Origin of the sequence: Burkholderia sp. E168m22 (assembly GCF_001319805.1) — a bacterium.
Taxonomy (GTDB): domain Bacteria; phylum Pseudomonadota; class Gammaproteobacteria; order Burkholderiales; family Burkholderiaceae; genus Burkholderia; species Burkholderia orbicola.
In genome coordinates, this window is record NZ_BBSK01000120.1 from 49,866 (window position 1) to 64,539 (window position 14,674).

Sequence of the window (14,674 nt, forward strand, 5' to 3'; positions counted from 1 at the left end):
ATTGATTGGCCTCGCGGCGCGCACCAGTGCAAAATCCCGAAGTGCACATTGCGTCAAACGCCTGCCATGAAACGTCAAACCTGGATGTCGGCCGATCTCAACTTACTCAAGGCGTTCAGCGTTCTGGTAGCAGAGCGCAGCGTTGTCAAGGCGGCAAAACGTCTGCATCTGAGCGAATCCGCCATGAGCCGCACCCTGAGCCGAGTGCGCGACGCGTTCGGGGACCCTATCCTCATCCGGGCCGGCCGTTCGCTGATTCCGACACCTCGTGCCTTGTCATTGCATCCCCGCGTACTCGACATGCTGGCAATGGCGCAGGACATCCTCACGCGGGCCGAGCTCGTTGACCCTGCATCGCTGACGCAAACCTTCACCATCCGCTGTAACGAGGGATTTGCGACGGAATTCGGTGCGAAGCTACTCGACATCGTCACTACGGCAGCGCCGGGCGTTCACCTGCGCTTTTCCATGCAGGACGAGAAGGACGCCACCGCGCTGCGAGAGGACAAGGCGGATATCGAAGTTGGGGTGCTTGGGAAAAGTGGACCGGAGATTCGTGTGCAGACGCTACTGAGAGACCGTTTTGTCGGTGTGGTTGCGATGTCTCACCCGCTTGCTGGCCATGATCCGGTCAGTATCGATGCATACACGCGATACCCGCACGTGAGCGTTTCGCGCAGGGGGCGTCGCGACGGCCCGATCGATGCTTTGCTGAGCGCGCTTGGCGCAAAGCGCCGTGTTGCAACGACGGTATCGAGTTTTCCGGTTGCGCTCGCGCTGGCGCAAGGCGGCAGTATTGTTGCAAACGTGCCATTTCGTCAGACTGCGTCAGGTCGCATTGGCATGCATACGTTCGAGCTGCCCGTCCAAACCGAGCCTGTCGTGGTCTCAATGATGTGGCATCCGAAGGTCGATCCGGACCCCGCACACCGATGGCTGCGGGATTGCCTGCTGCAAACCTGTGCTGATTAGGTGGCCTCGATGCTCATGGGTGGAGCGGCCGCCAGGCAGATCGCGTAATGCGTCTCGGTCAATGCTGTTCAGATGCACTGTGTGTGTCAATCGAACGTCAGCTTGTGGCCGATAGCAGACCTCGGAAACTCGATATCGGCGCTCACGTCAAAATACTTCGAACGAACACCAGTCGGGCACAAACTGCTCGAAGACAAAAAAGTCGTCGATGTATGTCAGCCCAAGCCGCTCCAATGACTTCGTGCACTCATCGGCCGCATCGCTTCCAAAGAACGGGCCAAGCGATATGAGGCTATCGGATTCGTCAAAAGATTCCCGAAAATTGAATTCGACCATGACCGTGGATAGCTCGACATTCTTGGCTGCTAGCGCAGCCCGCCGGACAACGATTCCGAAATCTCTCGAAACTTTCATTGATATTGACCAAAGGCAAGCGGGTACTGAAGATTGTCGGCGATCTAGCCCTTATGGTCGAGTGCCTAAAACAGGCCGAATACCGGTGGTCTTCGCAGCGTTCCCCAGAAACCTGCGACGGACCTGTTTTCATTGGCGATGCGTATCGTTACAACCCGAGCGCCCCCGCCGCAAGCATCGCAACCGCCAGCCGCGTATCGGCCGGCAACTCGTCTTCCATCAACCACACGGCCGACAGTCCCGACCACGCGAGAATCCACTGCAGCAGCCGGCGCCGATCGAGTCCCGCGGCGTCAGCCACGAGCACAACGCGTCGCTCGAATCGCACGGGATCGACCGCGATGTCATGCGCAGGATTGCAGAACAGGTTCGCGTAATCGAACGCGCGCTCGCCGCGCAGCCCTTTCGGGTCGATCGCGCGCCAGCCGCGATCGCCGAAATGAAGAATGTTGTCGTGATGGATGTCGCCGTGCAGCACGACTTCGTCGACGGACGGCCCAGCCAGCAACTGACGAGCGATCGCCGCCGAGCGGCGCAGCGCATCGTTGTCGACATCGTTCGACAGCAGCGCGTAGAACCAGTCGTGCAGCGGCACGACCGGAGGCACCAGCGGCGCACGATGCGCGTGCAGCCGCGCGACGACGTCGCAGGCGATACGCATCGTATCGTCGTCGTGGCCCGCAGCCGACAACGCAGCCAGCGACGGCGCCGGCTGCGCGCGTTCGAGCAGGATCGCGTCGCCGTCGTGCTGCCACACCTGCGCGGCGCCTTGCCCGTTCCACCAGGCCATCAGCGCATTGCCGCGGCGTTCTTCGTCGCACGTGGCGACTTTCAGCATCGCCGGCCGCGCGTGCCAGACGACCGGCAGCAGGCCGCCGCTCGCGGTCAGGATCGGGCCGCCGTCGGGAACGAGACCCCACAAGTCAAGATATCGATCGAACATCCGACGATGGTACAAGCGAACCGGCTCGCGCGCCCGCAACGACATGCCGCCGACCCGCATACCCGGTCCAAGCAGGACCTAAAGCGCTTTCCTAAATAAAATTTAGCCAGCCAAACTTTGGCTAAAGAATGTTCCGGTTTCGCGCCATCCCTTCGACAATGCGCGCCTTTCGTGACCGATCGGCGCCGCTCGCGCGCCGGCCGTCGCGGCACTGAAGAAGGAGCCCGACATGACCGATCCCACCGCCAACCCGTCGCCGCCGCCCGCGCCGCCATCCACACCGCCGCGCCGCCGTCGCATCTGGCGCACGCTCGCGGGCGCGCTGCTCGGCCTGACGCTCGCGTGCGCGGGCATCGGCGCATGGACGATCGATCGCATCTGGACGCAGTTGCCGTCCGTCGAACACCTGGCCGTCTATCGTCCCGCTTTGCCGCTGCGGATTTTCTCGCGCGATGGTGACCTGCTGGCCGAATACGGCGTCGAGCGGCGCGAGTTCGTGCCGCTCGAACGCATCCCGCCGCTGATGCGGCATGCGCTGCTCGCGGCCGAGGACGCGAAGTTCTACGAACACGGCCCGGTCGACATCGGTGGCCTTGCGCGCGCGACGTTCGCGAACGTCGTGACGGGCCAGCCGGGGCAGGGAGGCAGCACGATCACGATGCAGGTCGCGCGCAACTTCTACCTGACGCGCGACAAGGTGCTGAGCCGCAAGCTCGCCGAGATCCTGATGGCCGCCAAGCTCGAGCGCGAATACAGCAAGGACAAGCTGCTCGAGCTGTACATGAACGAGATCTATCTCGGCGAGCGCGCCTACGGCTTCGCGGCCGCCGCGCACGTGTACTTCGGCAAGCCGCTCGACGCGCTGAGCGCGGGCGAGGCGGCCGTGCTCGCCGGGCTGCCGAAGGCGCCGTCCGCATTCAATCCGGTCGTCAACCCGGCGCGCGCGACCGCGCGGCGCAACTACGTGCTCGGCCGGATGCATGCGCTTGGCCAGCTCGACGAGGCGACGTATCGCGCGGCCGTCGACGCGCCGATCGCATTGGCGACCACGCCGCCGCCCGGCATCGTCGCGGCGCCGTACGTCGCCGAGCGGGCGCGCCGGATGATGGTCGAACGGTTTCATGACGACGCGTACACGCTCGGCCTCGACGTGACGACGACGATCTCGATGCGCGACCAGCGCGCGGCCGAAGCCGCACTCGACCGTACGCTGAGCCGCCAGTCCCGCGCGAAGCGCGATATGCGCAACGGTCTCGAAGGCGCACTCGTGTCGCTCGATGCGGCCACCGGCGACATGCTCGCGCTGGTCGGCGGCGCGGATTTCGATCGCAACGTGTTCGACCATGCGCTGCAGGCGTATCGCCAGCCGGGGTCGAGCTTCAAGCCGTTCGTCTATTCCGCGGCGCTGGAGAAGGGCTACTTCCCCGGCGTGCTCGTCGACGATACGCAGCGCACACTCACGCACGCGGAAACCGGCGCGCGGCCGTGGCGTCCGCGCAATTTCGGCAATCGCTACGAAGGCTTCATCCCGGTGCGGCGCGGGCTCGTGCGCTCGAAGAACCTGGTCGCGGTCAGCCTGATGCAGGCCACCGACGCGCGCTACGTGCAGCAGCACGCGGTGCATTTCGGCTTCGACGCGCAGCGCAATCCGGCGTCGCTGCCGCTCGCGCTCGGCGCGGGCGCCGTGACGCCGCTCGAACTCGCGAGCGCGTACAGCGTGTTCGCGAACGGCGGGACGCGGATGGAGCCGCGCCTGATCCTGTCAGTGAAGCAGCGTCACGGCGGCGCGATGTACGAGGCGACCGTGCCGGCGGGCGAGCGGGTCGTATCGGCGCGCAATGCGTTCGTGATGGACAGCATGCTGCGCGACGTCGTACGGGCCGGTACTGCACGCGGCGCGCTCGCGCTCAGGCGTGACGACGCGGCCGGCAAGACGGGCACGTCGAACGGATCGAAGGACGTATGGTTCGCCGGCTATTCGTCGGGCATCGTCGCGGTTGCGTGGCTCGGCTACGACACGCCGCGCCCGATGGGGCGCGCGACCGGCGCGACGCTCGCGCTACCGGTCTGGCTCGACTACATGAAGACGGCCGTCGACGGGCGCACGCCGGTCGCGGCGACGCCGCCGCAGGACGTCGCGCTGGTGGACGGCGATTTCGTCTACGCCGAATACACGCGCGGCACCTGCACGGCCGACGTGCCGGCGTATATCCGCAGCCGCTTCGCGTGCGGCGGCGCGGCAGCCAGCGATGCGCCGGATGCGCCTGGCGATAACGGCAAGCGCGATGAACCGATGCCCGCCGCCGTCGACGCGGCCGAGCGCGAACGCGTGCTCGACCTGTTCCGGACCGACGACTGACGCGCGCCATGCATACGCTCTATCTGATTGCGATCGTCGCGGAAGCGATGTCGGGCGCGCTGATGGGCATGCGCCGCGGAATGGACCGCTTCGGGCTCGCGCTCGTCGGCGCGGTGACGGCGCTCGGCGGCGGAACAGTGCGCGACGTGCTGCTCGGCCACTATCCGCTCGGCTGGATCGCGCATCCCGAATACCTGGTGATCACGCTGGTCGCGGCGACCGTCGCGTCGTGGGCGGCACGACACGTCGCGCGGATGAAGACGCTGTTCGTCACCGTCGATGCGATCGGCCTCGCGGCGTTCACGATCATCGGCTGCGACATCGGCGCGTCGACCGGTACGGCGCCGATCATCGTCGTGCTGGCCGGCGCGATCACGGGCGTGTGCGGCGGGATGCTGCGCGATTTACTCTGCAACGAGATGCCGCTGATCCTGCGCGAGGAGTTGTATGCGAGCGTCGCGTTCGTCACCGGCGCGCTGTATGTCGGGATGCAGTATCTCGGCATCGACGCGGGGTTCGCGACGCTCGTCGCGCTGGCGGCCGGCTTCTCGATGCGGATGCTCGCCGTGCGACTCGGCTGGAAGATGCGGAGCTTCGGCGCGGCGGACGTCGAGCATTGAGCGCTCGCGCCTGGGCTTGCCGCGCCGGCATTCAGTCCGGCTGCATCACCTGAAAGACGTTCCCTTCCGGATCGATGCCGTCGACCATCCGGTACGGAAAGCCGTCGTAGCGCTTCAGATCGCGCACGGTCACGCCGTCGCGGGCGAGTCGGTCGCGATACGTGTCGATATCGGCGTCGATCGTGAATACGAGTTTCACGTTGCTGGTGGCCGCGCTCGCGTTCGTGCTTGAGGATGCGGCTGCATGACGGAAGGCCGGGCCGGCCCGATGCAGCGCGAGCTCGATCGCACCCGCGTCGAGCACGGCCCATTCGCCGTCGATTTCCTCAACGACGGGCAGCGCGAAATGCCGTTGGTAGAACGCCTTCAGCAGCGCGACGTCGCGGACGTACAGGATGATGCGGGTCATCGGAAGCGGCACGGGGATTTCCTCGAAGGGGCGATACGACAGACCTGGAGAGAACGCCGCCGTCCAAGGTAGCGCACGGCATCGATCGACGCAATGATCATGCGATACACACCCGCGCTACGCGGGCACCATCACCGGCGGCGTCCCGTCGCCGGTTTCCACCATCTTCACCGCGAAGCCATAGCACTGCGCGATATGGGCCGGCGTCATCACGTCGCGCGGCGCGCCATGCGCGACGATCGTGCCGTCGGCGAGCATCGCGATCGTATCCGCATGCCGCGCGGCGAGGTTCGGATCATGGACGATCGCGAGCACGCCGAGCTGCCATTCGCGCGCGACGGCGCGCACGGTATCGAGCAGCCGGTGCTGGTGCGCAAGATCGAGCGCGGCGGTCGGCTCGTCGAGCAGCAGGTAGCGCGGGCCGGATTCCGTCGCGTCATGGTCCGGCCACAGCTGCGCGAGGACGCGGGCGAACTGCACGCGCGCGAGCTCACCGCCCGACAGCGTCGTGACGTCGCGACCGACGAGCGCATCGGCGCCCGCCCGTTCGAGCGCACGCCACGCGATGTCGCGATCGCGATGCGCAATGACGTGGCGGGCGCCGCTGCGCCGCGCATGCGGGTAGCGGCCGAGCAGCACGATTTCGTCGACGCTGAACGGGAACGCCGGCTGCGCGGCCTGCGGCAGCACCGCGCGCAGGCACGCCAGCCGCGGTGCGTCGATGCGCGCGAGCGGTTCGCCATTCAGCGTGACGTCGCCCGTCACGCGCACGCCGTGCGGCGCGACGCTGCCGGTCAGTTCGCCGGCGAAGGTTTTCAGCAGCGTGCTCTTGCCCGCGCCGTTGCGGCCGAGCAGCGCGGTCACGCGGCCGGGCTCGATCGACAGCGACAGGTCGCGCAGGATCGTGTCGTGCCGGCGGGCGACGTCGAGGTGGTGGGCAGTCAACATGGTCGTCGTGAAGAAGGGATCATCCGCCGAGCGCGCCGCGGTTCTTCCACAGCAGCGCGAGGAAGAACGGCGCGCCGAGCAGCGCGGTCAGCACGCCGAGCGGAATGTCGGCGGGCGCGGCCACGGTTCGCGCGGCAAGATCGGCCGCGAGCGTCAGCAACGCGCCGAGCAATGCGGCGCCGGGCAGCACGATGCGCTGGTCGGGGCCGCACGCGAGGCGCACGCAATGCGGCGCGACGAGCCCGATGAAGCCGATGATGCCCGCGCACGACACGAGCGCGCCGACCGCGAGCGCGACCGCGACGAGCACGCGCCGTTTCAGTTGCTGCACGGGCACGCCGAGATGCAGCGCTTCGGTTTCGCCGAGCTGCAGCGCGTTCAGTGCATCGCGTTCGCGCGCGAGCAGCACGCAGCCGAGCGCCACGCACGGCGCGACGGCCGCCAGCGTCGACCATTGCGCGCCGCCGAGGCTGCCCAGGCTCCAGAAGGTCAGCGAGCGCAACTGCGCGTCGTCGGCGACGAACGTGAGCAGCCCGATCGCCGCGCCGACCAGCGCATTGATCGCGATGCCGGCGAGCAGCAGCAGCGGCAGCGCGAGCCGGCCGCGCGACGCGGCGAGCCGGTAGACGAGCGCCGCGACCGCGAGGCCGCCGGCGAACGCGGCGACCGGCAACGCGGCCTCGCTCGCATGGGCGGCGAAGAGCGCGGGGCCGAGCACGATCAGCGTGGTCGCGCCGAGCGCGGCGCCGCTCGACACGCCGACGAGCCCCGGATCGGCGAGCGGGTTGCGGAACAGCGCCTGCATCGCGGCGCCGGTCGCGCCAAAGCCGCCGCCGACCAGCAGCGCGAGCACGACGCGCGGCGCGCGGATGTCGAGCAGCACCGCGCGCGCCTGCTGCGCGGCCGCGTCGCCGCTTAGCGCGGCCCAGGCTTCCGCCAGCGGAATGCGGTATGCGCCGACGCACAGCGCGACGACGGACATCGCGCCCACCAGAACGGTGAGCGCGGCCAGGACGAACGGCGCGAAGCGGCGCGACGTGCCGAGGCGCGCGGCGCCGGAGCGTGAGGCCGGCGACGGCGCGTTGAAGGGTGGAGCGTGAGCGGGCATCGAGTCGATCCGGAGTCAGGCGAGCGCATCCGACAGGCGTCGATGCAGGGTCGTGACGGCGAGCGGCAGGCGCGGGCCGAAGCCGAGCAGGAACAGCGCGTCGAGCGACACGACGCGCCGCGCGCGGCCGGCCGGCGTCGCGCCGAAGCCGGGCGTCGCGAGCAGCGCGGCGTGACCGCCGACGGCCGCCAGCCCTTCGTCGGAGATCAGCACGACGTCGGGCGCGGCCGCCGCGAGCGCCTCGGTCGTCAGCGGCTTGTAGTGATCGAAGCCCTGCATCGCGTTGCGCGCGCCCGCGTAGCGGATCATCGCGTCGGCGGCCGTGCGCTGGCCGGCGACGAGCGCCTGGGTGCCGGTATGGTTCAGCACGAACAGCACGCGCGGCGGCTGCGCGCCGCCGGGCACGCGCGCGGCGACCGCGTCGCGCGCGGCCTGCCAGTCGCGATCGAAACGCTGCAGCAGCACGGTGCCGGCGTCGCGCACGTCGAGCGCCTGTGCGACGCCGGTGATCTTCGCGCGCACCGATTCGACGTCGTGACGCTCGTCGAACGTCGTCACCGTGACGCCGGCGCCCTTCACCTGCGCGATCGCCGTTGGCGGGCCGGCTTCCGCCGATGCGAGCACGAGATCGGGCCGCAGCGACAGCAGCCCTTCGGCCGACAGCGCGCGCTGGTAGCCGACCTTCGGCAGGCGCTTCGCGGCGTCGGGATACGTGCAGGTCGTGTCGGCGCCGACGAGCCGGTAACGCGGCGTCTCGGCGCCGCCGAGCGCGAACGCGGTTTCCGCCAGCGCGCCGCCGATCACGATCACGCGCTTCGGGGCGGCCGCCGCGACCTGGGCGAGCACGCCGCCGGGCAGCGCGCCCGCGAGCGCGCTGGCTGCCGCGCCGCCCAGCAGCGACCGGCGGCGCGGATCGAATGGGCGAGCGCTCATCGCGCGGCCCCGCGTGCAGCCGTCGGCAGCGTCGCGACGAGCGCGCGCCAGTCGTCGCGCTCGACCTTGCCGGGCTTGCGCTCGCCGAACAGCAGCGCGACATGGTCGCCCTGCCGGTCGAACAGTTCGAGCGACGTGACGATGCCGTCGCTCGTCGGCTTCTTCACGACCCAGGCGGCGGCGATCAGGTCTTCGCGCACATGCAGGTTGAAGCCCGGATCGAGCACGTTGATCCATGCGCCGACCTCGCGCACGTTCGCGACGGGGCCCGTATGGATCTGGATCATCCCCGCGTTGCCGACGAACACCATGATCGGCTGGCCGCTCTTCGCCGCCTGTTCGAGCACGTGGCGCAACGCATGCGCGGTTTCGACCGGATACGCGTAGTGCGGATCGGCGAGGCGCAGCGCCTGCATGCGGCTCACGCCGAAGCGCTGCGTGATGCCGAAGAACTGGTGCGTGTCGGTCATCGCGTCCCATGCGGCGCGAAAGCCCGCGACGTCGATTTCGGTGTCGGCGCGCTCCGGCGTTTTCGGGGCGGCGGGCACGACCTCGAGGCCCGGCTCCTGCGACGGCGCGCGCCAGCGTTCGACGAACGCGTCGTACGCGGCATGATCGCTGTGCGCGCGCAGGTAGACCTTGTGGATCGCGTGACCCTGCGCATCGAAGAACTGCAGGCTCTTCAGCGGGCCGTGCGCGGTCTCGTCGCGCACCGCGAACGCCGACACCCAGTGACGATAGAAGATGCGCAGGTCGATGTCGCCGAGCGCGAGGCCGATCGGGCCGTCGTGGCTCATCTGCGCGTACTCGCCATCCTTTTCGTGGACGGCCGTGTCGTTGCGCGTCAGCGCCATCACGCGGCCGAGGCGCGGCATTTCCTCGAACATCGCCGGAAAGCGCGCGTCGAGCCGCACGACGTGCTCGCCGACGAACGCGGCGAGCGCCTCGCCTTCGCTGACGCCGAGCGCCTGCGCGACGTCGCGGTTGCGCAACTGGCGCTCGGTCTTGAGCTTGATGAACGCGTCGCGCAGCGCGGCGGCCGCGCGGGCCGGCGTGGCGGATTGACCGGGAAGGGCGGATTGCATCATGTCGGACTCCTTCGAGTAACGGTTGGGGTGGGCGCGCGGGCAACGCGCATCAGAAATCCACTTTCATGCTGACGGCGACCGTGCGGCCGGGCGACGAATATGCGTCGAGCACCTGCGAATCGGCCGCGATGCCGCGCACGTCCGACCAGTTCCAGTACTTGCGGTCGAACAGGTTGCGAATGCCGATCGTCGCGCTCACGTGCTTGTTGAAGCGATAGCCGCCGCGCAGGTCGACGACGAACGACGACGGCGGCGTGAAGCACGCCTTGTTCGAACAGTCGGACTTGTCGACGTCCTTGTCGCGTTTGGCGGCCTGGAACAGCAGGTCGGTCTGCACGAACCAGCGTTCGGTCGGCTCGTACCGCACGCCGAACACGGCCGAGAACGGGTTCACGGTATTGAGCGGCTGGCTCGCCGCGCCGTCGTTCTGCGTCGAGCCCTTCGTGAACGCCATCGCCGTCTTCAGCGTGATGCCGTTCGGCATCACCCATTCGGCGCGGCCTTCGAGGCCGTGGATGCGCGCGTCGGCGAAGTTCACGTACTGGAACACGAACGGGTCGACCGGCCGGCCGCTGCCGGCGAGCGTCGTACGCGAGATGAAGTTGCGGTAGCGGCCGGTGAAGGCGGCCGCGCTGTAGCGCACGACGCCGTAGCCGGTGCCGGCCTTGCCGCGCAGGCCGGCTTCGAACGTGTCGCTGGTTTCGGGCTTCAGGTTCGGATTGCCGATCGACGTGTAGCCGTACACCGGGTTCGAGAAGCTGCTGTTCACCTGGTCGGGCGTCGGCGCGCGGAAGCCGTGCGCGTACTGCACGTACGGAATGACCGCTGGAGTGATTTCGTAGAGCACGGCGACGCGCGGCGACAGCTCGTTGGCGCTCGTCGACACGGCCTTGCCGGTGAACAGCGGATCGTTTTCGGTCGGGCTCAGCCGGTACGTGTCGAAGCGCAGGCCCGGCGTGACGAGCAGGCGGCCGTAGCCGATCTGGTCCTGCACGAACGCGCCGAACAGCGTGTAGTCGGTGTCGGGAAACGCCTTGTTCGGGAACGCTTCGCCGACGCCCGGCACCGTGCCGTCGCGCAGGTTCGTCACGCGCGACAGGCTGCCGTCGACGCCGTACAACAGCTTGTGCGCGAGCGGGCCGGTCGAAAAGCCGCTTTCGGCGAACGCGGCGCCGCCGAACGTGCGTTCCTTGTACTGGTTGTCGCGCGAACGCGAGGGTAGCCTGCCGCGCGTCTCGAACGCGTACTGGTCCTGCTTCGCGTCCTGGTAGTAGAACTGCACGTGCGCGGTCTGGAACCAGCGGAACGCGTCGTCGCGAAAGTCGTAGTCGACGCTGAAGCGGTTGCGCTCGAGCCGGTCGTGGGTCGTGAGGCCGAGCGTGGCCGGCGCATTGATCGCCGACAGCACGTCGGTGCTCACGCGCCGCTGCACCGTTTCGGCGGTGAACTTGATCGTGTCGCGTGTGGTGGGCGTCAGCACGAGCTTGCCGAGCAGCGATTCCGAATACACGTCCTGCGGATTCGACGTCGTGCGCAGCGTGCTCGCCGAATTGTTGTCGCCGCGCGTGTCGACCTCGTGGCCGCGCCGGCCGTCGGCGATGATCATCCCCTGGATGCGATCGTTGCCGCCCGCGGCCGATACGGTCGCGCCGATGCTGCGGTCGGTCGAGTCGTAGCTCGGCCGGAACGAGAAGTAGTAAGGCTTGTGGTAGATCGACAGCAGGTCGCGCGGGTCCTTCGTGATGAAGTTCACCGCGCCGGTCAGGCCGTCGCTGCCGTACAGCGCCGACGCCGGCCCGCGCAGGATCTCGATGCGCTTGAGCGTGTCGAGATCGGCGTAGTCGCCGCGGCCCGCTTCGAGCGGACCGAACGAGAACGCGTTCGGCAGGCGGATGCCGTCTTCCATCAGCAGCACGCGATTGCCTTCGAGGCCGCGGATGTTGATGCTCGAATCGCCGTCGCGGCCGCCGCCGAGCGCGGCGCTGCCGGGCCGGTACGCGGTGCGGCGCACCGTGATGCCCGGCTCGTAGCGCAGCGCGTCCTTGATATTGGTGGCCTGTTGCTCTTCGAGATCCTCGTCGGTGATCACCGACACGGACGCCGCCGTGCGGCTCGCCGCGGTGGCGGTGCGGGTGGCCGTGACGGTGACGGGATCGAGCAGCGCCGCCTCGCCGCGCGCGGATGCGGCGGTCAGGACGGCGGAAGGCGGGGGGGCGCCTTGCGGCGACGAATCGGCGTGAGCCGGGGCGGCGGACAGGCCGAACGCGCCGAACAGCGCGGCACAGATCGGCCGCCGCGCCAGCGTATAGCAATGCACAGGTGGTCTCCCATTGACGATAACAAGCCCGAAGGCTGGCTGGGTGACGCGTTCACCTGGCTGGCCCGTTTGCGCGCGGCAAGCGGCAAACGGCGATTTGAAAGGCAACTGACAACTTTACCAGTGTAAATGAGAATCATTATCAATTCAAGGACGCAAAACGGCTCGTGCGAGTGAGCACTCGCCGGCGCGGCTCGGGCGAGCCGTGGGGAAGGTCTTCGAGAAACTCAGGCCAGCGCTTCGATGCGGATCAGCAGGTTGCGCGCATGCGCGATGAACGCGTCGTGCGTGGCGCGATCGCCATGGCTCTCGATCCCGGCCTGTTCGGCGAACGCGATCTGTTCGGTGTAGAGCTCGACGAGCGCACGGCGCGTGTCGGGGGGAAGCGCACGGATCATCGACACGATCAGCAGTTCCTGCGCGCGAAGCATGCCGGACAGCGATTGAGCGTTCATGCTGGCCTCCTCGGACGATGCGGCGGGGAGCCGCTCCTTCCATACTAGGCGGTCGGCGTCCGCCGTGGAGGCGAGGTGCGTGCGGGGCGGCGGGCGGTATGCGATGCGACGCGCACGCCGCGCGAGCCGATATTCGCCGCGAGTATGTGCGGCCCGCGCGAACCGGCGCGGGCCGCATGCGAAGGAAAATCAGCCGGCCGCGGTGGCGGACTGCGCATCGCGCACGATTTGCGCGACGCGTTCGACGAATTCGGCGTCGACGCTCGACAGCGCTTCGCGCTTGCCGTCGGGCATCTCGACCATCAGCCGGTACGTGATGTCCTGCGTGGCCCACGCGAGATAGCCGACGACGACGAGCATCACGCCGACCACCAGCGCGGCGCTCGATGCGCCGATGCCGCCGGCGACGGCGATGGCCGCGCCGATCAGCGAGATCAGCGACGGCACGAGACGGTTCGTCGGAATCTTGACGACGTCGACGTGGCGGATGTCACGCAGCGAGAATACCTGCCCGGCGGCCGACAGGCCGTTGCGCGTGACCATGACGCCACGTTCGTTGAATGCGTTTTCCATCGTGTGTTGCGTGGACGAAAACGCGCAGCGTAGCAGGTTTCGTTGCCGCGTCAAACGAGACCGACTGCCGCACGATGCGTGCGGCGTGGCCGACAGACGGGAAGCGGGGGAGCGAAAATGCGTTCAGAACTGCAGTCGGCCGTCGCCGTAGAGCCGGCCGGGCACGTGCGACGCGACGACCTCGGCGATCTCTTCGTCGGTCGATTCGGCCGGCACGATCTGGCGCCGCGCGGGGGCGTCGAGATGCATCGTCCATTCGACGAGGCGATACGGGCGGCCCCAGGGGCGCTGCATTTCAACCGAGACGCGGCAGCTCTGGACCGGCAGCGAGTGTTGGCACGTCAGAATCGCGTGCAGATGGCTGAAAACGGTATCTTCGATCATCATGGCCTCCGATCCTGTCTTGTGGGCAATCGATGGCGGCGCCGTCGGCGTTTAAAAAAAAAGCCGCCGATGCTCAGGCGGCCAACAGGGGGGGTGAGAGCATCCTCTCAGCCCAGAATTAAGCGAAACTTAAAAGCCTATAAAAAAGCGCCCCGCGTGGAGCGGGGCGCTTCTTGCCGTCGTGATCCGCGCGTGACGCGGACAGTTAAGCGGATGCTTTAGAACTTGTGGCGGATACCGATACGTGCGGCGATCTGGTTCTTCGAACCCGTACCCGACGTATTGAAGTAGCTCGTGCTCGAACCGATCTGCGCTTGCACGCCCTTGCCCGAAGCCTGCTGGTACACGACCAGACCGTACACGTCCGTACGCTTGCTGAGTGCGTAGTCGGCGATACCGTTGACCTGGTTCCAGTGCCACGAGTTGCCGTTCTGCGTCGCGTTCGTGTACGTGTAGCCGAGGCCGCCCGACAGTGCCGGCGTGAAGGCGTACTTCGCGCCTGCTTCATACGCGTTGTAGAACGTGCCGCCCGCGCCCGACACGGTCGAGAACTGCGTACGCGTCCACAGCAGCCATGCCGTTGCCGGGCCCCAGACGTAGCGGCCACCCACGCCGTACGTGCGCAGGTCGCGGACGTTGCCGGTGCTCAGGTTCGCGATCGTCGTCGAGAAGCCGGGCGTCGACTGGCTCGGGTAACGGATGTCCGTGTACGCCGCGCCGACCGAGACCGGGCCGTTCGCGTAGTTCAGGCCGAAGCTGTATGCGCGCGACGAGCCCGCGGTCGTCGTCGTGCCCGTCGTCGTGGCCGGTGCGCCTGCGAAGTCGGTCGAGTTCGAGAAGCCGTACAACGCGCCGAACGTGAAGCCCGAGTAGTTCGCGCTCTGGAACTTCACGGCGTTGTTGATGCGGCTCGACGTGAGCTGGTCGATGTCGTTCACGTGGTACGCGTAGTTACCCGCGACCGTGTTGCCGCCCGTCGAGTAGTTCGAACCGAGGATGTCGGTCGAGAACGAGTACTGGCGGCCGAACGTGACCGTGCCGTATTGCGACTGGCTCAGGCCGACGTAGGCCTGGCGACCGAAGATCGCGCCACCCTGGCCGATCGTGCCGTTGCCGCTGTTGAAGCCGTTTTCGAGCACGAAGATCGCCTT

The 14,674-nt window shown here is 67.8% G+C and carries 15 protein-coding genes; 3 read left to right on the top strand and 12 right to left on the bottom strand.

The window, feature by feature from the left end; translation table 11 throughout:
* Positions 1 to 66: 66 nt before the first annotated feature.
* Positions 67 to 972 (top strand): LysR family transcriptional regulator, encoded by a 906-nt coding sequence (locus AP428_RS28370; protein WP_011694875.1) that lies wholly within the window; start codon positions 67 to 69, stop codon positions 970 to 972.
* A 147-nt stretch (positions 973 to 1,119) separates the two neighbouring features.
* Here the strand turns inward: AP428_RS28370 and AP428_RS28375 are convergent, their stop codons facing one another.
* Entirely contained in the window at positions 1,120 to 1,386 is a 267-nt protein-coding gene (locus AP428_RS28375) for a hypothetical protein (protein ID WP_077199992.1), read from the bottom strand.
* Positions 1,387 to 1,534: 148 nt separating this feature from the next.
* On the bottom strand, positions 1,535 to 2,329 hold the full coding sequence (locus tag AP428_RS28380; RefSeq protein ID WP_063827318.1) for an aminoglycoside phosphotransferase family protein: 795 nt from the start codon (positions 2,327 to 2,329) through the stop codon (positions 1,535 to 1,537).
* A gap of 229 nt (positions 2,330 to 2,558) precedes the next feature.
* Here AP428_RS28380 and AP428_RS28385 point away from each other — a divergent pair, with 229 nt between their 5' ends.
* Positions 2,559 to 4,688, top strand: coding sequence for a penicillin-binding protein 1A (locus tag AP428_RS28385; protein ID WP_011548983.1), 2,130 nt, complete (start codon positions 2,559 to 2,561; stop codon positions 4,686 to 4,688).
* Between the two features lie 8 nt (positions 4,689 to 4,696).
* Positions 4,697 to 5,308: a trimeric intracellular cation channel family protein gene (locus AP428_RS28390; RefSeq protein WP_011548984.1), complete on the top strand. Its 612-nt coding sequence runs from the start codon at positions 4,697 to 4,699 to the stop codon at positions 5,306 to 5,308.
* Positions 5,309 to 5,339: 31 nt separating this feature from the next.
* Here the strand turns inward: AP428_RS28390 and AP428_RS28395 are convergent, their stop codons facing one another.
* The 10 genes from AP428_RS28395 to AP428_RS28440 form a co-directional block, all read right to left on the bottom strand.
* Positions 5,340 to 5,729 carry a VOC family protein gene (locus tag AP428_RS28395; protein ID WP_027805877.1) on the bottom strand — a complete coding sequence of 130 codons (390 nt, stop codon included), beginning with the start codon at positions 5,727 to 5,729 and terminating at the stop codon, positions 5,340 to 5,342.
* Positions 5,730 to 5,834: 105 nt separating this feature from the next.
* Positions 5,835 to 6,665, bottom strand: a complete 831-nt coding sequence (locus tag AP428_RS28400; RefSeq protein WP_011548986.1) for a heme ABC transporter ATP-binding protein — start codon at positions 6,663 to 6,665, stop codon at positions 5,835 to 5,837.
* Between the two features lie 19 nt (positions 6,666 to 6,684).
* Positions 6,685 to 7,773: an iron ABC transporter permease gene (locus AP428_RS28405; RefSeq protein WP_011548987.1), complete on the bottom strand. Its 1,089-nt coding sequence runs from the start codon at positions 7,771 to 7,773 to the stop codon at positions 6,685 to 6,687.
* Positions 7,774 to 7,788: 15 nt separating this feature from the next.
* Complete coding sequence (locus AP428_RS28410; protein ID WP_011548988.1) at positions 7,789 to 8,706, bottom strand: hemin ABC transporter substrate-binding protein; 918 nt, start codon at positions 8,704 to 8,706, stop codon at positions 7,789 to 7,791.
* Positions 8,703 to 9,794: a hemin-degrading factor gene (locus AP428_RS28415; RefSeq protein WP_011548989.1), complete on the bottom strand. Its 1,092-nt coding sequence runs from the start codon at positions 9,792 to 9,794 to the stop codon at positions 8,703 to 8,705. Before AP428_RS28415 ends, AP428_RS28410 begins: the two co-directional genes overlap by 4 nt.
* Positions 9,795 to 9,843: 49 nt before the next feature.
* The gene (locus tag AP428_RS28420) at positions 9,844 to 12,111 is read right to left on the bottom strand and encodes a TonB-dependent hemoglobin/transferrin/lactoferrin family receptor (protein WP_011548990.1); all 2,268 of its coding nucleotides are present in this window, start codon (positions 12,109 to 12,111) and stop codon (positions 9,844 to 9,846) included.
* Between the two features lie 227 nt (positions 12,112 to 12,338).
* The gene (locus AP428_RS28425) at positions 12,339 to 12,566 is read right to left on the bottom strand and encodes a hypothetical protein (RefSeq protein WP_006480384.1); all 228 of its coding nucleotides are present in this window, start codon (positions 12,564 to 12,566) and stop codon (positions 12,339 to 12,341) included.
* 189 nt (positions 12,567 to 12,755) lie between these two features.
* Positions 12,756 to 13,139, bottom strand: coding sequence for a DUF6232 family protein (locus AP428_RS28430; protein ID WP_054928429.1), 384 nt, complete (start codon positions 13,137 to 13,139; stop codon positions 12,756 to 12,758).
* A 123-nt stretch (positions 13,140 to 13,262) separates the two neighbouring features.
* Positions 13,263 to 13,523, bottom strand: a complete 261-nt coding sequence (locus tag AP428_RS28435) for a DUF2866 domain-containing protein (RefSeq protein ID WP_011548992.1) — start codon at positions 13,521 to 13,523, stop codon at positions 13,263 to 13,265.
* 218 nt (positions 13,524 to 13,741) lie between these two features.
* The coding region (locus tag AP428_RS28440) for a porin (RefSeq protein WP_054928430.1) at positions 13,742 to 14,674 on the bottom strand (933 nt) is incomplete at its 5' end.